The organism is Blastococcus sp. SYSU D00695 (assembly GCF_054050555.1).
In genome coordinates, this window is the sequence record NZ_JBJGZP010000010.1 from 44,775 (window position 1) to 64,390 (window position 19,616).

At 77.0% G+C, this 19,616-nt stretch carries 18 protein-coding genes; 9 read left to right on the plus strand and 9 right to left on the minus strand.

Annotation, left to right across the window (positions count from 1 at the left end):
• Positions 1-22: 22 nt before the first annotated feature.
• From ACI781_RS08845 to ACI781_RS08865, 5 genes are all read left to right on the plus strand, one after another.
• The gene (locus tag ACI781_RS08845; protein ID WP_456565717.1) at positions 23-1,042 is read left to right on the plus strand and encodes a GlxA family transcriptional regulator; all 1,020 of its coding nucleotides are present in this window, start codon (positions 23-25) and stop codon (positions 1,040-1,042) included.
• A 218-nt stretch (positions 1,043-1,260) separates the two neighbouring features.
• A complete protein-coding gene (locus ACI781_RS08850; protein WP_456565718.1) occupies positions 1,261-2,958 on the plus strand; it encodes a DEAD/DEAH box helicase in 1,698 nt (565 codons plus the stop codon).
• A 163-nt stretch (positions 2,959-3,121) separates the two neighbouring features.
• Entirely contained in the window at positions 3,122-3,634 is a 513-nt protein-coding gene (locus ACI781_RS08855; protein ID WP_456565719.1) for a hypothetical protein, read from the plus strand.
• A 136-nt stretch (positions 3,635-3,770) separates the two neighbouring features.
• On the plus strand, positions 3,771-4,277 hold the full coding sequence (locus ACI781_RS08860) for a cupredoxin domain-containing protein (protein WP_456565720.1): 507 nt from the start codon (positions 3,771-3,773) through the stop codon (positions 4,275-4,277).
• Entirely contained in the window at positions 4,274-4,717 is a 444-nt protein-coding gene (locus ACI781_RS08865; RefSeq protein WP_456565721.1) for a hypothetical protein, read from the plus strand. Before ACI781_RS08860 ends, ACI781_RS08865 begins: the two co-directional genes overlap by 4 nt.
• Here the strand turns inward: ACI781_RS08865 and ACI781_RS08870 are convergent.
• The gene (locus ACI781_RS08870) at positions 4,619-5,350 is read right to left on the minus strand and encodes an alpha/beta fold hydrolase (RefSeq protein ID WP_456565722.1); all 732 of its coding nucleotides are present in this window, start codon (positions 5,348-5,350) and stop codon (positions 4,619-4,621) included. The genes ACI781_RS08865 and ACI781_RS08870 overlap by 99 nt on opposite strands.
• Positions 5,351-5,500: 150 nt before the next feature.
• On the opposite strand from ACI781_RS08870, the gene ACI781_RS08875 reads away from it, so the two are divergent.
• Positions 5,501-6,940 (plus strand): NAD(P)/FAD-dependent oxidoreductase, encoded by a 1,440-nt coding sequence (locus ACI781_RS08875; RefSeq protein ID WP_456565723.1) that lies wholly within the window; start codon positions 5,501-5,503, stop codon positions 6,938-6,940.
• 68 nt (positions 6,941-7,008) lie between these two features.
• Here ACI781_RS08875 and ACI781_RS08880 read toward each other — a convergent pair whose 3' ends face one another.
• Positions 7,009-7,794: an SDR family NAD(P)-dependent oxidoreductase gene (locus ACI781_RS08880; protein WP_456565724.1), complete on the minus strand. Its 786-nt coding sequence runs from the start codon at positions 7,792-7,794 to the stop codon at positions 7,009-7,011.
• A 108-nt stretch (positions 7,795-7,902) separates the two neighbouring features.
• Positions 7,903-9,873: an alpha-amylase family protein gene (locus ACI781_RS08885; protein WP_456565725.1), complete on the minus strand. Its 1,971-nt coding sequence runs from the start codon at positions 9,871-9,873 to the stop codon at positions 7,903-7,905.
• Between the two features lie 151 nt (positions 9,874-10,024).
• On the opposite strand from ACI781_RS08885, the gene ACI781_RS08890 reads away from it, so the two are divergent.
• Positions 10,025-10,945 carry a S1C family serine protease gene (locus ACI781_RS08890; protein WP_456565726.1) on the plus strand — a complete coding sequence of 307 codons (921 nt, stop codon included), beginning with the start codon at positions 10,025-10,027 and terminating at the stop codon, positions 10,943-10,945.
• 97 nt (positions 10,946-11,042) lie between these two features.
• Entirely contained in the window at positions 11,043-11,969 is a 927-nt protein-coding gene (locus tag ACI781_RS08895) for a GGDEF domain-containing protein (RefSeq protein ID WP_456565727.1), read from the plus strand.
• A gap of 16 nt (positions 11,970-11,985) precedes the next feature.
• Here the strand turns inward: ACI781_RS08895 and ACI781_RS08900 are convergent, their stop codons facing one another.
• Positions 11,986-12,792: an SDR family oxidoreductase gene (locus ACI781_RS08900; protein ID WP_456565728.1), complete on the minus strand. Its 807-nt coding sequence runs from the start codon at positions 12,790-12,792 to the stop codon at positions 11,986-11,988.
• Between the two features lie 39 nt (positions 12,793-12,831).
• Positions 12,832-13,800: a helix-turn-helix transcriptional regulator gene (locus ACI781_RS08905; RefSeq protein ID WP_456565729.1), complete on the minus strand. Its 969-nt coding sequence runs from the start codon at positions 13,798-13,800 to the stop codon at positions 12,832-12,834.
• Positions 13,801-13,891: 91 nt separating this feature from the next.
• Here ACI781_RS08905 and ACI781_RS08910 point away from each other — a divergent pair, with 91 nt between their 5' ends.
• Positions 13,892-14,422: a DinB family protein gene (locus tag ACI781_RS08910; protein WP_456565730.1), complete on the plus strand. Its 531-nt coding sequence runs from the start codon at positions 13,892-13,894 to the stop codon at positions 14,420-14,422.
• 43 nt (positions 14,423-14,465) lie between these two features.
• Here ACI781_RS08910 and ACI781_RS08915 read toward each other — a convergent pair whose 3' ends face one another.
• From ACI781_RS08915 to ACI781_RS08930, 4 genes are all read right to left on the minus strand, one after another.
• The gene (locus tag ACI781_RS08915; RefSeq protein WP_456565731.1) at positions 14,466-15,431 is read right to left on the minus strand and encodes a hypothetical protein; all 966 of its coding nucleotides are present in this window, start codon (positions 15,429-15,431) and stop codon (positions 14,466-14,468) included.
• 88 nt (positions 15,432-15,519) lie between these two features.
• Positions 15,520-17,121, minus strand: coding sequence for a hypothetical protein (locus ACI781_RS08920; RefSeq protein WP_456565732.1), 1,602 nt, complete (start codon positions 17,119-17,121; stop codon positions 15,520-15,522).
• The gene (locus ACI781_RS08925) at positions 17,118-18,041 is read right to left on the minus strand and encodes a phosphatase PAP2 family protein (protein WP_456565733.1); all 924 of its coding nucleotides are present in this window, start codon (positions 18,039-18,041) and stop codon (positions 17,118-17,120) included. Before ACI781_RS08925 ends, ACI781_RS08920 begins: the two co-directional genes overlap by 4 nt.
• A gap of 329 nt (positions 18,042-18,370) precedes the next feature.
• Positions 18,371-19,213 carry a phosphatase PAP2 family protein gene (locus ACI781_RS08930; protein ID WP_456565734.1) on the minus strand — a complete coding sequence of 281 codons (843 nt, stop codon included), beginning with the start codon at positions 19,211-19,213 and terminating at the stop codon, positions 18,371-18,373.
• Between the last annotated feature and the right edge of the window lie 403 nt (positions 19,214-19,616).

Below are 19,616 nucleotides of genomic sequence, written 5' to 3' on the forward strand. Positions count from 1 at the left end.
CAACATGTGCAAACATCCGGCCATGTCCCCGATCCGCCACGAGGTCGTGGTGCTCGCGCTGCCGAACTGCATCGCCTTCGAGCTGGGCCTGCCGCACCGGCTGCTGGGCTCGGCGGTCGACGGCGAGGAGCGGCCGCTCTACCGGGTGCGCGTGGCCACCCTCGACGGCGGCCCGGTGCGCACCTCGGCCGGCTTCAGCGTGCTGCCCGAGCACGACGCCTCGGCGCTGGCGGGCGCCCGGACGGTCGTCGTCCCCGGGGTCTTCGGCGGCCCGGCGATGACCGAGGGCCGGGTGCCCGAGGAGCTCGCGGGGGTGCTGCGCGGTGCGGCCACCGCCAGCGCCCGGCTGGTGTCGATCTGCACCGGCGCGTTCGTGCTCGCCGCCGCCGGGCTGCTGGACGGCCGCCCCGCCACCACCCACTGGATGCACGCCGAGGCCTTCCGCCGGCACTTCCCGGCCGTCGCGCTGGACCCCGGCGTCCTGTTCGTCGACGACGGCGACGTGCTCACCTCGGCGGGCAACGCGGCCGGCATCGACCTGCTGCTGCACCTGGTCCGCCGCGACCACGGCAGCGAGGTCGCCAACCGGGCGGCGCGGCGCAACGTCGTCGCCCCGTGGCGGGAGGGCGGCCAGTCCCAGTTCGTCGAGCGGCCGCTGCCGGACCCGGGTGGCACCGGCACCGCCGCCACCCGGTCCTGGGCCACCGAGCACCTCGGCGAGCCGCTCACCCTCGCCGACCTGGCGGCGCACGCGCGGATGAGCGTGCGCACCTTCACCCGGCGCTTCCGGGAGGAGACCGGCGTCTCCCCGCTCCGCTGGCTGGCGGCCCAGCGGCTGGCGCTGGCCCGGCAGCTGCTGGAGTCCACCGACGCCTCGGTCGACCGGGTGGCCGCCGACGCCGGGTTCGGCACCCCGGCCTCGCTGCGCCAGCACCTGCGGGCGGCGATCGGGGTGGCCCCGAACGCCTACCGGCGCAGCTACCGGGGCACCGCGGCAGGCACACCCGCCGGCCCGGGTGTGACCGGACACTCCCCCGCCTGAGGGCAGCCGCGGACGGCCGGTCTGGTTGAGTGGGACGTACCGGCGCCGGTCCGCTGCCCAACCGGGGCGGCTGGACGCGACGTCGGACCGAGGCCGCGCCACCTTGGCGCGCCCGGTCGTCCGACGTCCCAGCCGACGACGCCCGCCGCTGCCCCGCAGTCGTGCGCCGGCGCGCGCCCGGGTCCCGGACGGCCACGCGATCGTCGAGGAAGTCGTCCATGAGCTCCCCCCAGAACACCCCCGCGTCCCCCGGCTCCGTCGGCGAGGGCCGCCCCCGCCGCCGCCGCGGTGGCCGCGGCCGCGGCACCCGCCCGGCCGGCGAGCAGACCCGCCCGGCCGCCGAGGCCGCCTCCGGCCCGGCCACCCGCGGCCCGGACGTCCACACCCGGGCACCCCAGGTCCAGGCCCCCGGCAGCCACGCCGCGGCCCCGGCCGCGCCCGCCGTCGTCCCCGCCGGCGACGTCGCCACCGTCCTGCCCACGGACACCACGTTCGAGGCGCTCGGCGTCCCCGCGCCGCTGGTCGAGGTGCTCACCGCCAGCGGCATCACCGCGCCGTTCCCGATCCAGGTCGCCACGCTGCCCGACACCCTCGCCGGCCGCGACGTGCTCGGCCGCGGCCGCACCGGCTCGGGCAAGACCCTGGCGTTCAGCCTGCCGCTGGTGGCCCGGCTGGCCGCCTCCGACAGCCGGCGGACGGCGCGCCGGCCGCGGGCGCTGGTGCTCGTGCCGACCCGCGAGCTGGCCAACCAGGTCGCCGCCGTCGTCGAGCCGCTCGCGTCCGCGCTGGGCATGCGCACGACCGTCGTCTTCGGCGGCGTCGGGCAGAACCCGCAGGTGCAGGCGCTGGCCGCCGGCGTCGACGTCCTCATCGCCTGCCCGGGCCGGCTCGAGGACCTCATCGGCCAGGGCCACGCCGACCTCTCCGCCGTCGAGGTCACCATCCTCGACGAGGCCGACCACATGGCCGACCTGGGCTTCCTGCCCGGCGTGAAGCGGCTGCTGGACCGGACGCCCAAGGTCGGGCAGCGGCTGCTGTTCTCCGCGACGCTGGACAACGGCGTCGACGTCCTGGTCAAGCGCTACCTCACCGACCCGACGACGCACTCGGTCGACCCGGCCGTGGCGCCGGTGTCGACGATGACCCACCACGTCTTCCAGGTGCAGGCCGCCGACAAGGCCGAGGTCGTGCGGCAGCTGGCCTCCGGACTGGGCCGCAGCGTGCTGTTCACCCGCACCAAGCACCAGGCCAAGAAGCTGGCCAAGCAGCTGACGGCCGCCGGCGTGCCCGCGGTCGACCTGCACGGCAACCTCAGCCAGAACGCCCGCGAGCGCAACCTCGAGGCCTTCTCCACCGGCGGCACCCGCGTGCTCGTCGCCACCGACATCGCCGCCCGCGGCATCCACGTCGACGACGTCTCGCTCGTCGTCCACGTCGACCCGCCGGCCGAGCACAAGGCCTACCTGCACCGCTCGGGTCGCACCGCCCGCGCCGGCGCCGGCGGCACCGTCGTCACGGTGAGCACGCCCGACCAGGCCGGCGAGGTGCGCACCCTGGCCCGCCAGGCGGGCATCTCCCCCACCGTCACCGCCGTCCGGCCCGGCGACGCGGCGATCACCGGGCTGACCGGCCCGGCCGCGCCGTACGTCGAGCCCGCCCCGGCGCCGGCCCCGCAGCCGCAGGGCACCGGCGGCGGCCGCCGCCGGCGCTCCGGTGGTGGCGGGACCGGCGCGGGCGGGAACGCCGGCGGCGCCCGCACCGGTGGCTCGGGCGCCTCGGGCGGCTCGGGGACCTCGGGCCGCGGCGGGGCGGGCCGCACCGCCGGTCCGGCGCGCACCCGCGCCGAGCTCGCGGCCCGCGCGGGCACGCACTCGGCGGCCTCCTTCAGCGGTGGGCGCTCGCGCCGGGCGCGCTGACCCGGCCCGCCGGCCACGGCGCCGCCCGCGCCGTGGCCGGCGGCCGCCCGGACGTCATGATCGCCGGGTGGCCGCCGGAGGGTTGACCTGCCCGGGGACGGGCACAGGGAGCCGGAGGTCGCCGGCCCCCGGTGGCCGATCCACCGCTCCAGCGAGGTGTCCCATGGGTCTGCCCATCACCCTGTCCGAGATCGGCCCGCGGCTGTCCGCGGGCGCGTTCATCCTCAACAGCGGCCTCGGCAAGCGCGACGCCGACGAGGCGACCGCGGCCGGCCTGCACGGGTTCGCCGCCGGCACCTACCCCTTCCTCAAGGACGTGCAGCCGGCGCAGTTCGTCTCCGGCCTGGCGGCCGCCGAGATCGCCATCGGCGCGGCCCTGCTGACCCCGTTCGTGCCGACCGCCGTCGCCGGCCTGCTGCTCACCGGCTTTTCCGGCGGCCTGCTCGGCCTCTACCTGAAGACGCCGGGCATGCGGAAGGAGGGCAGCCTGGCGCCGACCCAGGAGGGGCTGGCCGTCGCCAAGGACGTCTGGCTGCTCGGGATCGGCGTCGGCCTGCTGACCCGCGGGGCGATGGAGCGCCGGCCCCGCATCACCGTGAAGAAGGCGCGCAAGCAGGCCGCCCGGCAGGCCAAGCAGGCCGCCCGAGAGGCGCGCCGGGCCGCCCGCAGCGCCTGACCGCGGCGCGGTGGGTCTCGGGCAGGTCACGGCCGCCTGTCAGGACCCTGGACGGGGCTTCCCGCACCTCCTTCAAGGTTGCAGGATCTCGGGGAGGGGGCACCGGCCGGCGCTCCCCGTCCGCGAGGAGGACCCCGTGAAGCGTCCGACCGGCACCACCCCCCGGACCCGCCGCCTGCGCGCCGGGCTGCTCGCCGCCGCGCTCGGCCTGCTGGCGGCCTGCGGCGGCGGGGACGACGACGGCGGCTCGGCCGCCGACAGCCCGACCACCGCCGGCGAGACCGCGGCCAGCTCCACCGCGGCCAGCTCCACCGCCGCCGGCACCTCCGGCAGCCAGGCCCCGCAGAGCGGCGAGGCCCCGCAGGCGTCGACCCTGGCGGTCACCTCGGTGGACTTCGACTTCGAGCTGCCCGCGACCGAGCTCGCGGCCGGGCAGTACACGATCGAGCTCACCAACGACGGGAGCGGCACCCACGACCTCGTGGTCGAGCGGGACGGCGCGGACGTGGCCGGCACCGACACCGTCGCCCCCGGCGCGACCACGTCGGTCGAGGTGACCCTGGAGCCGGGCGAGTACGTCTTCTACTGCTCGGTCGGCAACCACCGGGCCATGGGCATGGAGGTGACGGTGACGGTCACGTGACCGCCGCCCCCGCCCCGCCCGCGGCCACCCGGCGACGGGGCGGCGGCACCGCCGTCGCCCTGCTGCGCCTGGCCGGCGCCGCCCTGCTCGCCGCGATCGCCGGCATCCACCTGTACCTGTGGCAGGACGGCTACGACTCGATCGACGTCATCGGGCCGGCCTTCCTGCTGCAGGCCGTCCTCGGGTTCGGCGGCGCCCTGCTGGTGCTCGTCGCGCCGCCCCGGCTCCTGCCCCTCGCCGCCACGCTGGGCGCGCTGTTCGCGGCCGGGTCGCTGGCGGGGCTGCTGCTGTCGAGCGTGGAGCTGTTCGGCCGGTCACCGGGGTTGTTCGACTTCGTCGAGTCACCCGCGGCGCACCTGTGGGGCGAGACCGCCGTCGTCGAGATCGGCGCCCTCGTCACGCTCGCCGTCCTCGCGGTGCTGGCCCCCCGGCGCCGCTGACCCGCGGACGGCGCGCAGCAGCGCTGCCACCTCCGCCGGGTGGGTGTGCACCGTCATGTGCACCGCGCCGGGCAGCTCCACGAGCCGCCCGCGCGGTGCCGCGGCGGCGACCGCCGCCGCGAACGGGGCCGAGCACAGCAGGTCCCGGCTGCCGCGCACGACGGTGACCGGGACCGCGACCTGGCCCAGCCGCGCGGTCACCGGGTCCGGCGACAGCCGTCGCCACAGGGCGGCCATCGCCCGCGGGCCGGTCGCCAGCCACTGGGCGAGGACCAGCGGCACCTGTGCCCACGGCTCCCGCCAGGCGGTGACCAGCCAGCGGCCCAGCAGGCCGCGGGCCGAGCGCAGCCGCGGGTCGGTGGTGGGGCCCAGCAGCACCACCGCGGCGACCCGCGGGTCCGTGGCGGCGGTGGCCACCACCTGGCAGCTCTGCGAGTGGCCGACCAGCACGACCGGCCCGTCGGGCAGCGCCGCGCGCAGGCGCCGGGCGAGCAGGTCGAGCCCGGGCACCGGTCCGCGCCGGCCCATGCCGGGCAGCAGGACGACGTCGGCGTCCAGGCGGGCCCGCAGCCGCGCCGAGGACCGCTCGTCGAGCCCCAGACCGGGCACCAGCACCAGGCGCGTCGGCGACATGCCCCCGGTCTACCGTCCCGCCCGGCCGGATGCGATGCGGCCCGGCCGGGTGAGCGGCGCCGGAGCGGGTACAGCGCCCGGGAATGTGTCCTAGGTCGCTCGCGCTGCAGGCGGGCGGGCCCCGAGGAGCGATGGGATGATGGAGTCATCATGACGACAGCACGAACGGTTTCCCAGACGGGCGAGAGCACCGCATCGACCAGCACGTCCGGGCGGCCGCGCGTCGTCATCGTCGGCACGGGCTTCGGTGGGCTCTTCGCCGCCAAGGCCCTCAAGCGCGCGCCGGTCGACGTCACGATCGTCGGCAAGACCACCCACCACCTGTTCCAGCCGCTGCTGTACCAGGTGGCCACCGGGATCCTGTCCGAGGGCGAGATCGCCCCGGCCACGCGCGAGATCCTGCGCCACCAGAAGAACGCCACGGTGGTGCTCGGCGAGGTCGTCGACATCGACCTGGCCGCCCGCACGGTGACCTCGACCGTGCTCGGGCGCACCACCGTGCACCCCTACGACGAGCTGATCGTCGCCGCCGGCGCCGGCCAGTCGTACTTCGGCAACGACCGGTTCGCCGAGCACGCGCCCGGCATGAAGAGCATCGACGACGCCCTGGAGTTGCGCGGCCGGATCTTCGGGGCCTTCGAGCTCGCGGAGCTCGCCACCTCGCAGGAGGAGATGGACCGGCTGATGACCTTCGTGGTCGTCGGCGCCGGGCCCACCGGTGTGGAGATGGCCGGCCAGATCGCCGAGCTCGCCCGCCGCACGCTGCGCCGCGACTTCCGCAGGATCGACCCGACGCAGGCGCGGATCATCCTGCTCGACGCCGCGCCCAAGGTGCTGCCGTCCTTCGGCGAGAAGCTGGGCGACCGCGCCCGCCGGCAGCTCAACGGCATCGGCGTCGAGGTCCAGCTGGGCGCGATGGTCACCGACGTCGACGCCCTCGGCCTGGAGGTCAAGGACGGCGACGGGCAGGTCCGCCGCATCGAGGCCGCGACCAAGATCTGGGCCGCGGGCGTGCAGGCGTCGGGGCTGGGCCGGATGCTCGGCGAGCAGGCCGGCGCCGAGGTGGACCGCGCCGGCCGCGTCACCGTGCAGCCCGACCTCACCCTGCCCGGGCACCCCGAGGTGCACGTCGTCGGCGACATGATGAGCCTGGACAAGCTCCCCGGCGTCGCCCAGGTCGCCATCCAGGGCGGCAAGTACGCCGCGAAGGCGATCGTCGACCGCATCCAGGGCAAGCCCGCCCAGAAGCCCTTCCGCTACTTCGACAAGGGCTCGATGGCGACCATCTCCCGGTTCTCGGCGGTCGCCGACATCGGGAAGTTCAAGTTCGAGGGCTTCATCGCCTGGGTGCTGTGGCTGGTCGTGCACCTCATGTACATCGTCGGCTTCAAGAGCCGGCTCACGACCGTCTTTCACTGGCTGATCAGCTTCCTGGGCCGCGGCCGCTCCCAGCGGGTCGCCACCCAGCAGCAGGTCTACGGCCGGCTGGCGCTCGAGGAGCTGGGGCCGGGGTTCTCGGCGTCCAAGACCGGGCGCGGCACGGCCGAGGCCGCCGCGGACGAGGACGTCACCGAACGCCAGTCCGCCTGAGGCGCCCCGCACGACGAACGGCGCACCACCCCGCCCGGGGTGGTGCGCCGTTCGTCGTCGGCGGCCGGTCAGGCCGAGCCGGGCTCGGCCATCTTCGCGTGCCCGGCGGACTTGAGCTTGTCGGGCAGCACGCTGTTGGCCGCCGCCTGCGCCTTCGTCAGCAGCGACCCGGCGACCACCTTGTCCCGGCCGGCCATGAGCGCCTCGAACCCCTGCGCCGCCACCTGGGCCGGGTCGTCCTTGGGACCCTGGCCGAGCTTGGTGTCCATCAGGTCGCCGCGCTCGAAGAACTCGGTGTCGGTCGGACCGGGCATCAGCGACGTGACCGTGACGCCGGTGTCGCGCAGCTCGGTGGCCAGCGCCTCCGCCAGCGACTGGACGAAGGACTTCGAGGCGTTGTAGACCGCCTGGTAGGGCCCGGGCATGGTGGAGGCGATCGACGAGGTGAACAGCACCCGCCCCTCGCCGCGGGCGACCATGTCCCGCACGAACAGCTTGGCCAGGCGGTAGGTGGCCGTGACGTTCAGGTCGATGATCGCCAGCTCGTCCTCGATCGGGTTGTCGACGAACGCCCCGCCCTTGCCGACGCCGGCGTTGAGGGCCACGGCGGCGACGGGCCGGCCGGTGGCGACGACGGCGGCGTAGAGGCCCGCCACGCCGTCGGGGGTGCGCAGGTCGGTCCGGACGGCGGCCACGTCCACGCCCTCGGCGCGCAGCTGGTCGGCGGCGGCGGCCAGCTCGCCGTCCTCGGCGTTGACGATGAGGTCGAACCCGTGGCCGGCGAACTGGCGGGCGAGCTCGAGCCCGATGCCGCTGGAGGCGCCGGTGACGACGGCGAGGGGGCGTGAGGTCATGGCGTGCCGGTACCCGGGCGGGCAGCGCCGGACACCCCCTCGGTCAGCCGGCGGCGGCCCCGGCGACCACGGGCGCGGCGACCGCGCCGGTCCCGTCGGGCCCGCCGGTCAGGGCTCGGCGAACCAGGCGAAGCCGAGGCCGGGGACGACCACCCGCCCGTCGCGCACGACCAGGGGGCCGTCGCTGCCGTGCACCCAGGCGAGGGCCCCGAACCCGGTCACGGTGTCGGCGTCGACCGCCCGCGGGCCGGGTGCCACGTTGGCCAGCCCGACGAAGGCCCCGCCGCGGGGGTGCCGGCGCCGCCAGGCCAGCACGCCGTCGTCGCCGGCGTCCAGCAGCTGCGGCTCCACCCCGCCGCGCAGCGCCACCAGCGACCGGCGCACCTCCCCCAGCCGGCGGACGGCGGCCAGCACGCGCCCCTCCGGCGTCGCCGGGTCGGCGGCCCGGGCGGCCGCGGCCCAGTCCATCGGCGGCCGGTGCAGCCACCGGTTGTCCGGGGCGCGGGCGGGGTCGGCGAGGTAGCCGCGGTCGTTGCGCAGCGCCAGCTCGTCGCCCATGTACAGCAGCGGGATCCCGCCCCACGCGTAGACGACGGAGTACAGCAGCACCAGCCGGCGGATCCCGGCCTCCAGCGCGGCGTCGTCCCCCGCCTCCAGCGCCGCCTCGATGCCGCACAGCGAGGCGGTGGAGCCGGAGATCCGCGCGTCGCCGGTGGCCTCGTTCTCCTGGAAGAGCTCGCCGCGGGCGAACGAGCCGGGGAACCGGCCGGAGTAGAAGTCGTTCAGGAACCGCCGGTGCGCGAACCCGTCCAGCCCCACCGCCGCGGCGTCGGCGTCGGTCACCGCCCAGCCGATGTCGTCGTGCCCGCGCACGTAGGTCACCCAGGTGGTCTCCGGCGGGATCGGCCGCATCCGGCCCAGCGCCTGCCGGGCCAGCCGCACGTCCTGCTCGGCCAGCGCGCTCCACAGCAGCACCATGAGCGAGTTGTGGTAGGCCAGCTCGCACTCGGGCCGGTACCGGTCGTGGCCGCCGAGGTAGGGCACCAGGTCGTCGGGCGCGACGATGGCCTCGGCCTTGAACACCACCCCGGGGGCGGCCAGCCGGGTCAGCGCGTGCAGCAGCTGCAGGAGGGTGTGCCCCTCGGGCTGGTTCTGGCACGTGGTGCCCAGCCGCTTCCACAGGAACGGGACGGCGTCCATCCGGAAGACGTCGACGCCCCGGTTGGCCAGCCAGGTGATCTCGCCGAGCATCGCGAGGGTGACCTGGGGGTTGGTGTAGTCCAGGTCCCACTGGTAGGGCCAGAACGTCGTCCACACCCAGCCGCCGGCGCCGCCGAGCGCCTCGGGCACCCACGTGAACGAGCCGGGCGCCCGGTCGGGGAACACCTCGGGGATCGTCGCGTCGTAGGCGTCGGGCACGGTCCGGTCGGGGAAGGCGGAGTAGAAGCCCGCGTACGCCGGGTCGCCGGCCAGCCAGCCCTGCGCCCACCGGTGCTCGCGCGCGGTGTGGTTGACCACCAGGTCGATGCACAGGCTCATGTCCCGCTCGTGCAGCGCCGCGGCGACCGCCTCGAGGTCGGCCATCGTGCCCAGCCGCGGGTCGACCGAGCGGTGGTCGGCGACGGCGTAGCCGCCGTCGTTCTCGCCCTCGCGCGGGCGCAGCAGCGGCATCAGGTGCAGGTAGGTGGTGCCGAGCCCGGCCAGGTGGTCGAGGTGGCCCGGAAGCCGGTCGAGGGTGCCGCAGAACCGGTCGACGTAACAGACGTAGCCCTGCACCCGGGCGCGCTGGAACCAGCCGGGGTCGATCTCCCGGCGGCGGTCCAGCCGGCGCAGCTGCGCCGGTCGGTCGGCCGCCGCGGCCAGCACGACGCGCAGCGCCCGCTCCAGCAGCGCGTCCGCCCGGTCCCCGTAGAGGACGGCCAGCGGCTCGTGCACGTCGAGCAGCGCACCGTCGGCGCGGGCCAGGAACGCGTCGGCCTCCTCCCCCAGGACCGCGCCGGCCTCGACGGCCAGCCGGGGGCGCAGCTCCGCCCAGGCCCGGCCGGCGGCCGCCCGCCCCCCGGCGGTGGAGGTCGTCACCGGGCCGGGCGGGACGGGTCGCGGCTGCTCACCCGGCCAGTATCTCGGCGGTGTCCGCCCTCGGCGAAGCGACGGCGCGACGGCCCCGGACGGGCGTTCACTGGGGCGGTAACCGTGTAATCGGACGAATGGGACCCCGAGGGAGGCCGCCGTGGACCCGGACACCACCGCGCTGGACGCGTACTCCACCACCGTCACCGCGGTCGCCGAGGAGCTCGCGCCGCACGTGGCCGCCCTCGCCGTCCGCGGGGGCGCGGGGTCGGCCGTCGTCGTCCCCGGCGACCGGCTGCTCGTGACCAACGCGCACGTGGTCGGCCGCGCCCGCACCGGCCGCGCGGTGTTCTCCGACGGCACCGAGGCCGACGTCGACGTGGTCGGCGCCGACCCGCTCTCCGATCTCGCGGTGGTCCACGCCCGGGCCGCGGTGCCGGCCCCCGCGCAGCTGGGCGACGCCGCGCGGCTGCGCGTCGGCCAGCTCGTGGTCGCGGTCGGCAACCCGCTCGGGCTCGCCGGCTCGGTCACCGCCGGCGTGGTCAGCGGGCTGGGCCGCTCGCTGCCCACCCGCGACGGGCGGACCGCGCGCGTGGTCGAGGACGTCATCCAGACCGACGCCGCCCTGAACCCGGGCAACTCCGGCGGGGCGCTGGCGGACTCGGCCGGGCGGGTGGTCGGCATCAACACCGCCGTCGCCGGCTGGGGGCTGGGCCTGGCGGTGCCGGTCAACGAGACGACGCGGCGCATCCTCGCCGCGCTGGTCGCCGACGGGCGGGTGCGCCGGGCCTACCTCGGCGTCATCAGCACCCCCGCCCCGCTGCCGGCGGACCTCGCCGCCCGCACCGGCCGGCGCCGGGGCCTGCGGGTCGTCGACGTCGTCCCCGGCTCACCCGCCGCCCGGGCCGGGCTGCACGCCGGCGACCTGGTGCTTGAGGCGGGCCGCTCCCCCGTCGCCGAGGCGCAGACCCTGCAGCGGCTGCTGTTCGCCGACGCCATCGGCTCCCCGCTGCCGGTGACGGTGCACCGCAACGGCGCGATGGTCGACGTCATCGCCGTCCCCACGGAACTCACCGGCTGACTCCCCCGTCGGGGTGGAGGGGGGCGCGGGCGCTGCAGCACGTCCCCCCACCGGTCGATGACGTCGTCGACGAGGTCGAGGCGGGAGAGGAGGGACCGTGCACGGAGACCGCAGCACCGCGGGGTCGCTGCTGGCGCTGCTCTACGGCGTGAGCGGGCTGCTGTGCGCCCTCGGCGCGCTGTGGCCGATGTCCCCGCAGACGCCGGTCGCCCTGCTCGGGGTCCTGTCCGTCGTCGGGCTCTGGTCGTCGGGGGTGCTCTGGCTGCGCCGCGACGTCCTGTCCGACCACGCCGTGCACACCGCGTTGGCCGTCGTCGGCCTGCTCGTCGGCGTGCTCGCCTGGCAGTCGGTCACGGCCGCGGGCGTCGTCGGCCTGGGCCCGGCGATGGTCGCCGTCGGCGTCTTCGCCGGTCACTTCCTGCCGGCGCGGGCCGCGCGGCTGCACGTCCTCCTGCTGCTGTCGGCCGCCACCGCCGGCGCCCTCGCCGCGGTGCCCTCGGGCATCGCCGCCCCGTGGATCACCGCCGTCACCACCGTCGTCGCACTCAGCGAGGCGCAGCTGCGGATCTCCGCCCGCCTGCGGCACGCCGCCGGCACCGACCCGCTCACCGGCCTCGCCAACCGGCGCAGCTGGGAGGAGCAGGCGGCGCGCAGCCTGGCGCACAGCCAGCGCACCGGCGAGCAGCTCACCGTCGCGGTCCTGGACCTCGACCACTTCAAGGAGGTCAACGACCAGGACGGGCACTCCGCCGGCGACGAGCTGCTGCGCGGGCTGGCCTCCGCGTGGGCACGCGAGCTGCGCGGCGCGGACCTGCTCGGCCGCTACGGCGGCGACGAGTTCGTCCTGTGCCTGCCGGGCACCGGCGCCCAGGCGAGCGCCGAGCTGGTCGGCCGGCTGCGTGCCGGCCACCCGGCGCCGTGGTCGCTGGGCCTGGCCACCGCGCGGCCCGGGGACACGCTCGACGAGCTGCTGCGCCGGGCCGACGAGGAGCTCTACCGGGCCAAGCGGGCCCGCGTCCGCTGACGGCGTCCCCGCACGCTCAGCCGCGACGCCAGTCGTCCCGGCGCAGGTGGGAGCCGGCCATCGGCCCCATCTGCAGCATCCCGCCGTCGACCGCCCACGAGGCGCCGGTGACGTACCCGGCCGCCGGCGAGGCGAGGAACGCCACCACGGCGGCGACCTCCCGGGCGTCCCCGGGACGGCGCAGCGGCACGCCCGGCCGCTCGTGCCCGGGAGCAGTCGGGTCCTCGTCCTCCTGCCCGGTCATCGCGGTGGCGATCTCCCCCGGCGCGACCGCGTTGACCGTGATGCCGTGCTCGGCCAGTTCCAGCGCGGCCACCTTCGTCAGCAGCCCGAGGCCGCCCTTGGCCGCGCAGTAGGCGGCGGCGCCCACCCGCGGGGCGACCTCGTGCACGCTGGTGACGTTGACGATCCGCCCGCCGCGGCCGCCGGCCACCATCCGCCGCGCCGCCCGCTGCAGGCACAGGAACGCGCCGTCCAGGTCGGTGGCCAGCACCTCCCGCCACGTGGCGAGGTCCAGCTCCAGCAGCGGCGTGCGGTGCCCGGTGCCCGCGTCGTTCACCAGGACGTCGAGGCCGCCCAGGGCGTCGGCGAGCTCGTCCACCACGTCGGCGGCCGCGGGCAGCCGGGTCAGGTCCAGCCGGCGCAGCTCGGCCCGCCGCCCCAGCGACCGCACCTGCTCGACCGTGGCCCGCCCGGCCGCCTCGTCCCGGTACCAGGTGACCCCGACGTCGTGCCCCTGCTCGGCGAGCGCCACCGCGACCGCGCGCCCGATCCCGGACTCCGACCCCGTGACCACCGCGACCCGGTGCCCGTGCTCGGTCACGCCTGCCCGCTCCCGACCGCCGCCCCCATGCCCTGCACGCTAGGCAGGTGCCGCCGGGCCCGCAGCCCGGAGGAAGCGCTCGCCCCAGCCCCGCAGCCGGTCGAGGAGCTCCGGCGGTTCGAGGACGGTGAACTCCGCCTCCGTCGTCCCCAGGGCGAACACCGCCCACTCCAGCGCGTCGGACTCCATCGACACCCGGGCGCCGCCCGCACCGTCGTCGGTGACGGTGGCCCAGCGGCCGATCCGGGCGCGGACCTCGGCGGCCGGGGCCCGGACCAGCGCGGTCACCGGCGTCCCCGGCCGCATGCCGAGGCCGGCCTGCACGAAGGCGACCACGTCGTCGGCCGGGAGCCGGCGGGGCGCGAAGCGGGCGCCGGTGGCCCGCGGCCCGGCCACCCGGTCGAGGCGGAACGTGCGCCAGTCGCCCCGGCCGGTGTCGAAGGCCACGAGGTACCAGCGGCGGCGCAGCGGGACCAGCCGGAAGGGCTCGACGAGCCGCTCGGAGCGCTCCCCGGCCCCGGAGGTGTAGTCGAAGGCCAGCCGCACGGTGTCGCGGCAGGCCTGCGCGACCGTGGTGAGGACGGCGGCGTCCACGCTGCCGTCGCCCGTGTCCCACGGGACGGCGACGGTGGCCGCGGCCAGCGCGTCCACCCGGCGGCGCAGCCGCGGCGGGAGCACCGGCACGACCTTCGCCAGCGCCCGCACCGACGACTCCGCCATGCCGGTCACGGCCGCCTGCGCCGCGGCCTGCAGCCCGACGGTGAGCGCGACGGCCTCCTCGTCGTCGAGCACCAGCGGGGGCAGGGACGCGCCGGGCGCCAGCCGGTAACCGCCGGAGACGCCGGGGCTGGCCTCCACGGGGTAGCCGAGGTCGCGCAGCCGCTCGACGTCCCGGCGCAGGGTGCGCAGCGAGACGCCCAGCCGGTCGGCGAGGTCCGGCCCCGCCCAGTGCCGGCGGTCCTGCATCAGCGACAGCAGTCGGAGCGTGCGGTTCCCGGTGTCGGCCACGATCCCAGAGTCTCCGCCATCGCGGCCAGGATCTGACACCGATCGCCGACAGGCTCCTCCCATCGGATCCCGACGACGGAAGGCGGACGCCATGAGCAGCACCACGGAGACGAGCACCCTGACCCGCGAGCGCGCCGACATCCTGGAGACCCTGCGCGCCCACCGCTTCTTCCTCCGCTTCACCGTGCAGGGGCTCACCGAGGAGCAGGCCCGGCAGCGCACCACCGTCAGCGAGCTCACCCTCGGCGGGCTGGTCAAGCACGTCGCGCACACGGAGAGCAGCTGGGCGGACTTCATCGAGCAGGGCACGTCCGCGATGGCCGGACCCGACGACGCCGAGCAGATGGCCCGCTGGCAGGCCGAGTGGCACCTGGCCGACGGCGAGACGCTGGCCGACGTCCTCGCCCACTACGACGAGGTGGCCGCCCGCACCGACGCGCTGGTCGCGACGCTGCCCGACCTGGACGCGGACCACCCGCTGCCGCCCGCGCCGTGGTTCGAGCCGGGTGCGCGCCGCTCGGCCCGCCGGGTGTTCCTGCACATCGTCGCCGAGACCGCCCAGCACGCCGGGCACGCGGACATCCTGCGCGAGTCCCTCGACGGCCAGAAGACCATGGGCTGACCGGCCGCCCCGTGCGCGACCGCGCCCCTGCACGGGGGCGGGGTCAGCCGCCGTCCGCGAGCTCGCCCAGGTGGGCCTCGGCGCGGTCGCGGGCGGCGGCCGCGTCGCGGGCCTGCCGCTCGGCGGTCGTGCGGTGCCGCTGCGCCCGGCGCAGCTCGGCGGCGACCTCCCCGGCCTCCTCCTCCGCCCGGGCGAGCTCGGCGGTCAGCGCGTCGACGCGGGCGCGCAGCTCCTCCTCGCGGGCGGCCAGCGCGTCGGCCCGCTCCCGCTCCTGCGCGGCGCGCTCGGCGGTCTCCTCGGCCAGCGCCGCGGCGGCCCGGGCCTCCTCGCGCGCCTCGGCCACCTCGCGCCGGTGCCGCTCCTCCGCGGCACGGCGCGCGGCCTCCTCGCGCTCCCGGCGCCGCTCCTCCTCGCGGGCGCGGCGGTCGCCGGCCGCCTCGCCGCCGCCCGCCGCCCCGCCGTCCGCCCGCCGACCCCGGCGCGGTGGCTCGGCCGCCGGCTCGGGGACGACGCGCAGCGCGGGGCGGATGCCGGTGACGCCGCCCATCCCGCTGTAGGACAGCGGCGAGGTGAGCCGGCCGGCCAGCACGGCCTCGCCGGCGGCCGGGTCGGCCATCGCGGCGCGCAGCGTGTCCTCGACCTGCCCGGAGACCGCGGAGCTCACCGTCGCCCCGTGCTCCCGGGCGCCGGCCGCGGCCTGGCGGGTCAGCGCGGACAGCAGCCGGCCGCGCTGGGTGTTCAGCTCGCGGAGCTGGTCCCCGGCCAGGGACTCCTGCGCCTCGCGCAGCAGGCCGCCCAGCTCGACCAGCGACCGGATCTCGTCCCGGTGCGCGCGCACGAGCAGGTTGACCACCCAGGCCGCCGTCGAGGGCTTGGCCAGCCCGCCGATCGCCGTGGCCAGCGGCCGGTCCCCCGCCGCCCTCGCCTCGTCGACCCGCGCCGTGCGGGCCGCGACGAACTGCTCGGGCGGCACCGCGTACAGCGCGTCGGCGACGTCGTCCAGGTCCACGCCGTTCCCTCCCCGGTCGCCGTCCGGCCCGCTCCCGTGTTCGTAGCACCCGGGCGCCCCCGCCGTCGCGGGGCGCCGGCCGGACCGGTCAGCCGCAGCCCTCCGGCGCCTCGCCCAGCACGGTGGACACGGTGAGCTCGCCCTCCAGCACGTAGCGGCCCGGGACGGGGACCCGCAGCTGGACCCAGCCGGCACCGGTCGCGCCCAGGCAGGCCACGGTCGCCGGGTCGTCGAGGCCGTGCGCCACCAGGTAGCGGCTGGCGCGCACCCGGATCTCGTGGGTGCCGGTGTCGGGGACGTCGACGACCATCCGCGCCGGCGTGGTCTCCACCAGGGTCAGCGGCGCCGGGACGATCGGCGTGGGGTCCGCGACCCGGTAGAGCGTCCAGTTGCGGTCGGACCAGACCTCGGTGAGGTAGGGCAGGCCGGCGCGCACCAGCCGGAGCTCGGACCGGGTGCGCACGTTGTCCAGGGGCTGCGCCGCGACCGCGACGTAGGCGACGGCGTTGTCGTCCAGCCACGCGCGGTAGCCCGGGGCGTCGACCGCGTGCGGCTCGATGAGCACCTCGTTGTAGCGGGCGTCGGTCTGGTTCTCCCAGCCGCGCGCCAGCGCGATGTCGGGCCCCAGCTCGTGCGAGCCGGCGTGCGAGGTGTTGTCGAGCAGCTCGACCCGGTGCCCGTCGAGGTCGGGCAGCGCCGCGAGCGCGTCGCGCAGCGGCGCGTAGTCCGCGGCGGTGTAGCCCGTGTCGATGGCCGTGACCTGGTCGGTGACGCCCGCGTAGACCATCCAGGCGGCCGCGGGCAGCAGCGCGAGGAGGACGCGCCACCGGCTCCAGGCGCTCCAGGCCAGGACCAGGCACGGCAGCACGAGGTAGGAGAACCGGCCGAGGTTGGAGCCGACGCCGGTCGGCACGAGGAACAGCACGACCGCGGTGACGGCGGCCAGCGGCACCAGCCAGCGCTGCGGCCGGCCGTGCAGCGCCGGGTAGGCCCCCAGCGCCACGGCGCCGCACCAGATCAGCGTGGTGAGCGGGAACGGCTGGAAGCCCGGCGCACCGAACAGCACGTACGGGACGACGACGCCGACCGTGGCCCCCGCGAGCGTGGCGAGCACCGGCCGCGAGCGGTTGCCGGCCAGCAGCAGCGGGACCGCGGCGAGCCCGGCGAACGCCGGCACCAGGGGGCTGGCCAGGCCGGACGCGGCCAGCGCCACGGCACCGGGGACCGGCCGCCCGGCCCGGACCGCCAGCACGCCGGCCAGGGCGAGCGCGGCCCCGACGGCGAAGGCCACCCGGCCCGAGGCCATGTTGCTCACGACCCCGGCGGCCACCGCCCAGCGGAACAGCACCGGGTGCGCGGTGCCGCGGGACAGCGGGTACGCCGCGGCCACCACGGCCAGCGAGGCGAGGAAGAGCAGGCCGGTGGACCCGACCAGCTGCGACAGCAGCGGGACCACGAACGAGTAGCTGCCGGGTGAGACGCCCCCGTACCAGCCGAACCAGTAGGTGAGCCCGACCCCCGCGCCGGCCGCCTGCTCCCGCGCGATGGCCGCCTGCAGGTCGGCGACCGGGGAGTCCAGCAGCCAGACGACGGCGACGCCCGCCAGCGTGGCCAGCAGCGGCCCGGCCAGCAGGAACCGCGACCGCGCGCCCCGCGGGCCGCCCCCGGGGACGCCCGCGACGGCGGTCACGCGGCGGTGGCCGGCGCCTGCCGGGCGGCGGGCTGCCGGCCGGCCGGCCGCCGGGCGCGCAGGTGGCGGGTGCCCAGGTGCAGGACCGCGCCGACCAGCGCCAGCAGGGCGACGCCGGCGACGATGTCGAGCAGGTAGTGGTTGCCCGTGCCCATGACGACCACGAAGGTGCTCAGCGGGTAGAGCACCGCCAGGACGCGCACCCAGGTGCGGCGGACCAGCAGGTACACCGTGATGCCGCACCACGCCGCCCAGGCGCAGTGCAGCGAGGGCATGGCGGCGAACTGGTTGCTGATCGTGTCGGGGCCGGGCGCGCCGGAGGTGGCCCACCAGCCCCACGTCGAGGTCTCGCGCATGACGTCGACGAAGCCCTCGCCGTCCATGAGGCGGGGCGGCGCGGTCGGCAGCAGGTAGAAGCCCACGAGCGCGAAGAACGTCGTCCCCACCCACACGGAGCTGACCATCCGGTAGGCGGCCCGGCGCCGGCGGTACACCCAGATCATCACGATCGGCGTCACGTAGAAGTGCAGCGTGGCGTAGTGCAGCGCCATCGCGCCCGAGAGGAACCACGAGTCGCTCACCCACGCGTTGAGGGTGCGCTCCACCGACAGGTACAGGGAGTCCTCGAACGCCAGGATGTCGCGGCCGTTGGCGTAGGCGGCGGTCCGGGCCTCCCAGCCGACGCCGTTGCGGATCACCGAGTAGAAGCGGTAGAGGCCGTAGAGGAGGACGACCTCGAACCACCACGGGAGGCCACCCGAGCCGCACACGAACCGCGTCAGGCGTGCGCGGACCGCCGACGGCGCCGCCGGTGCGGGCGGCGCCGCCGGTGCGGGCGGTGCGAGCGGCGCGGACGCGTCCGGACGGTCGGCCAGGTCCCCGGTCGCCCGGGTGTCGCTGCCCGCGACGGTCTCGGTCACGCCCACTCCCTCTGCTCGGTCCTCGTGTCCGTGCCGGCTGCCCGGACACGCACCCCGGAACCGGGAGGCTGGCCCCCTCGGGTCCGGCGCCCCGGAGGCGCGTGACACCCACCGCGAGCGGTGCACCGCCGGGCGTAGCCGGCTGGGAGGACCCGGTCCCGGGTGGGGACGTCGGCCGGCCCCGCCCGCGCGCGGCGCCGGACGCCCCCGTGAGGGGGCTCGTCAGCGCCGCCCGGCCAGCCTAGGCGAGGACGGGCCGTTCCGGTTGGTCCGGACACGGCGTGCCCGGCTCCCGGACCGTGGGCCCGGACACGGCACCCGGGCGGGCGTCAGGCGGTCAGCGACACCAGCCGCCGGTTCTGCAGTTGCCGGTGCCCGATCAGCACCGCGCCGCCCACCAGCAGCAGCAGGCCCGCGCCGGCCACCACGTCGAGCACGAAGTGGTTTCCCGAGCCCATCACCACGAAGAAGGTGCTGAGCGGGTAGAGGACGCCGAGGACGCGCACCCACGTGCGGCGCACCATGACCGCCAGCACGATCCCGCACCACAGGGCCCACGCGCAGTGCAGCGACGGCATGGCCGCGAACTGGTTGCTGATCGCGTCGCTGGCGGGCGCGCCCGAGGACGGCCACCAGCCCCAGCTCGCCGTCTGGCTCATCACGTCGACGAAGCCCTCGTGCGGGAGCAGCCGCGGCGGAGCGGTGGGCAGGAGGTAGAAGCCCAGCAACGCCACGGCGGTGGTGGCCATCAGCGTCGCGCTGACCAGGCGGTACTGCTCGCGGCGGCGGCGGTAGAGCCAGACCAGGACCGCGGGGGTGACGATGAAGTGCAGCGTGGCGTAGTGCAGCGCGACCAGCGCGGCCAGCACGCCGGAGCCCTGCACCCAGTCGTTGAGCCCCCGCTCCACCGCGAAGTCCCAGGCGTCCTCGAGGTGCAGGATCGCGCCCGCGTTGCGGAAGGCGACGACGCTCACGTCCCCGACGCTGTTGCGGACCAGCGAGTAGATCCCGTACAGCGCCGCGAGCAGCAGCACCTCCGACCACCAGGTCAGCCCCGTCGCGCTGCGCAGCCAGGAGCGGCGGGCGCCCGGCACCGGGGCGTCCGGCGCGACGGCACCCGGGCGGTTGTCGTGCACGAGCGGCCCCCGGGGGGCCACCGTCGTCTCAGCCACGCCCGCTCTCCCGTCTCGCCGTCCTGCTGTCGCCGTCTCCATCGGCGCGTCCGCGGTCGGACCTGACCGATCTGGACCCGACCGGTCCGGAACCCTCACCCTTCCAGGGGGGTCCGACAGGCACCGGTCCGGCGCGCCGGGGGCCCGGAGGCGGCGGACGGGCACGGGGTCGACGCGGGGGCGGGGCGGTGGCTCATGGTGGGCTCGTCCTCTCCGTCCGACCGCGGCCTCGGGGCGGGCGCGGGAGCGCGCCCGGCGGGACGCCGCCTCCGGCGGGCCGCGTCCTGCCCCCTCCCGGGGGCCGGCGGTGGTCGGGGTGGTCGGACTCCCCTCCCGCGCCGCGCGCAGCGCCCGGCCCGACCCGGTGGCGGGCGTGCCGAGGCTGCGGAGAGTCACCCTACGC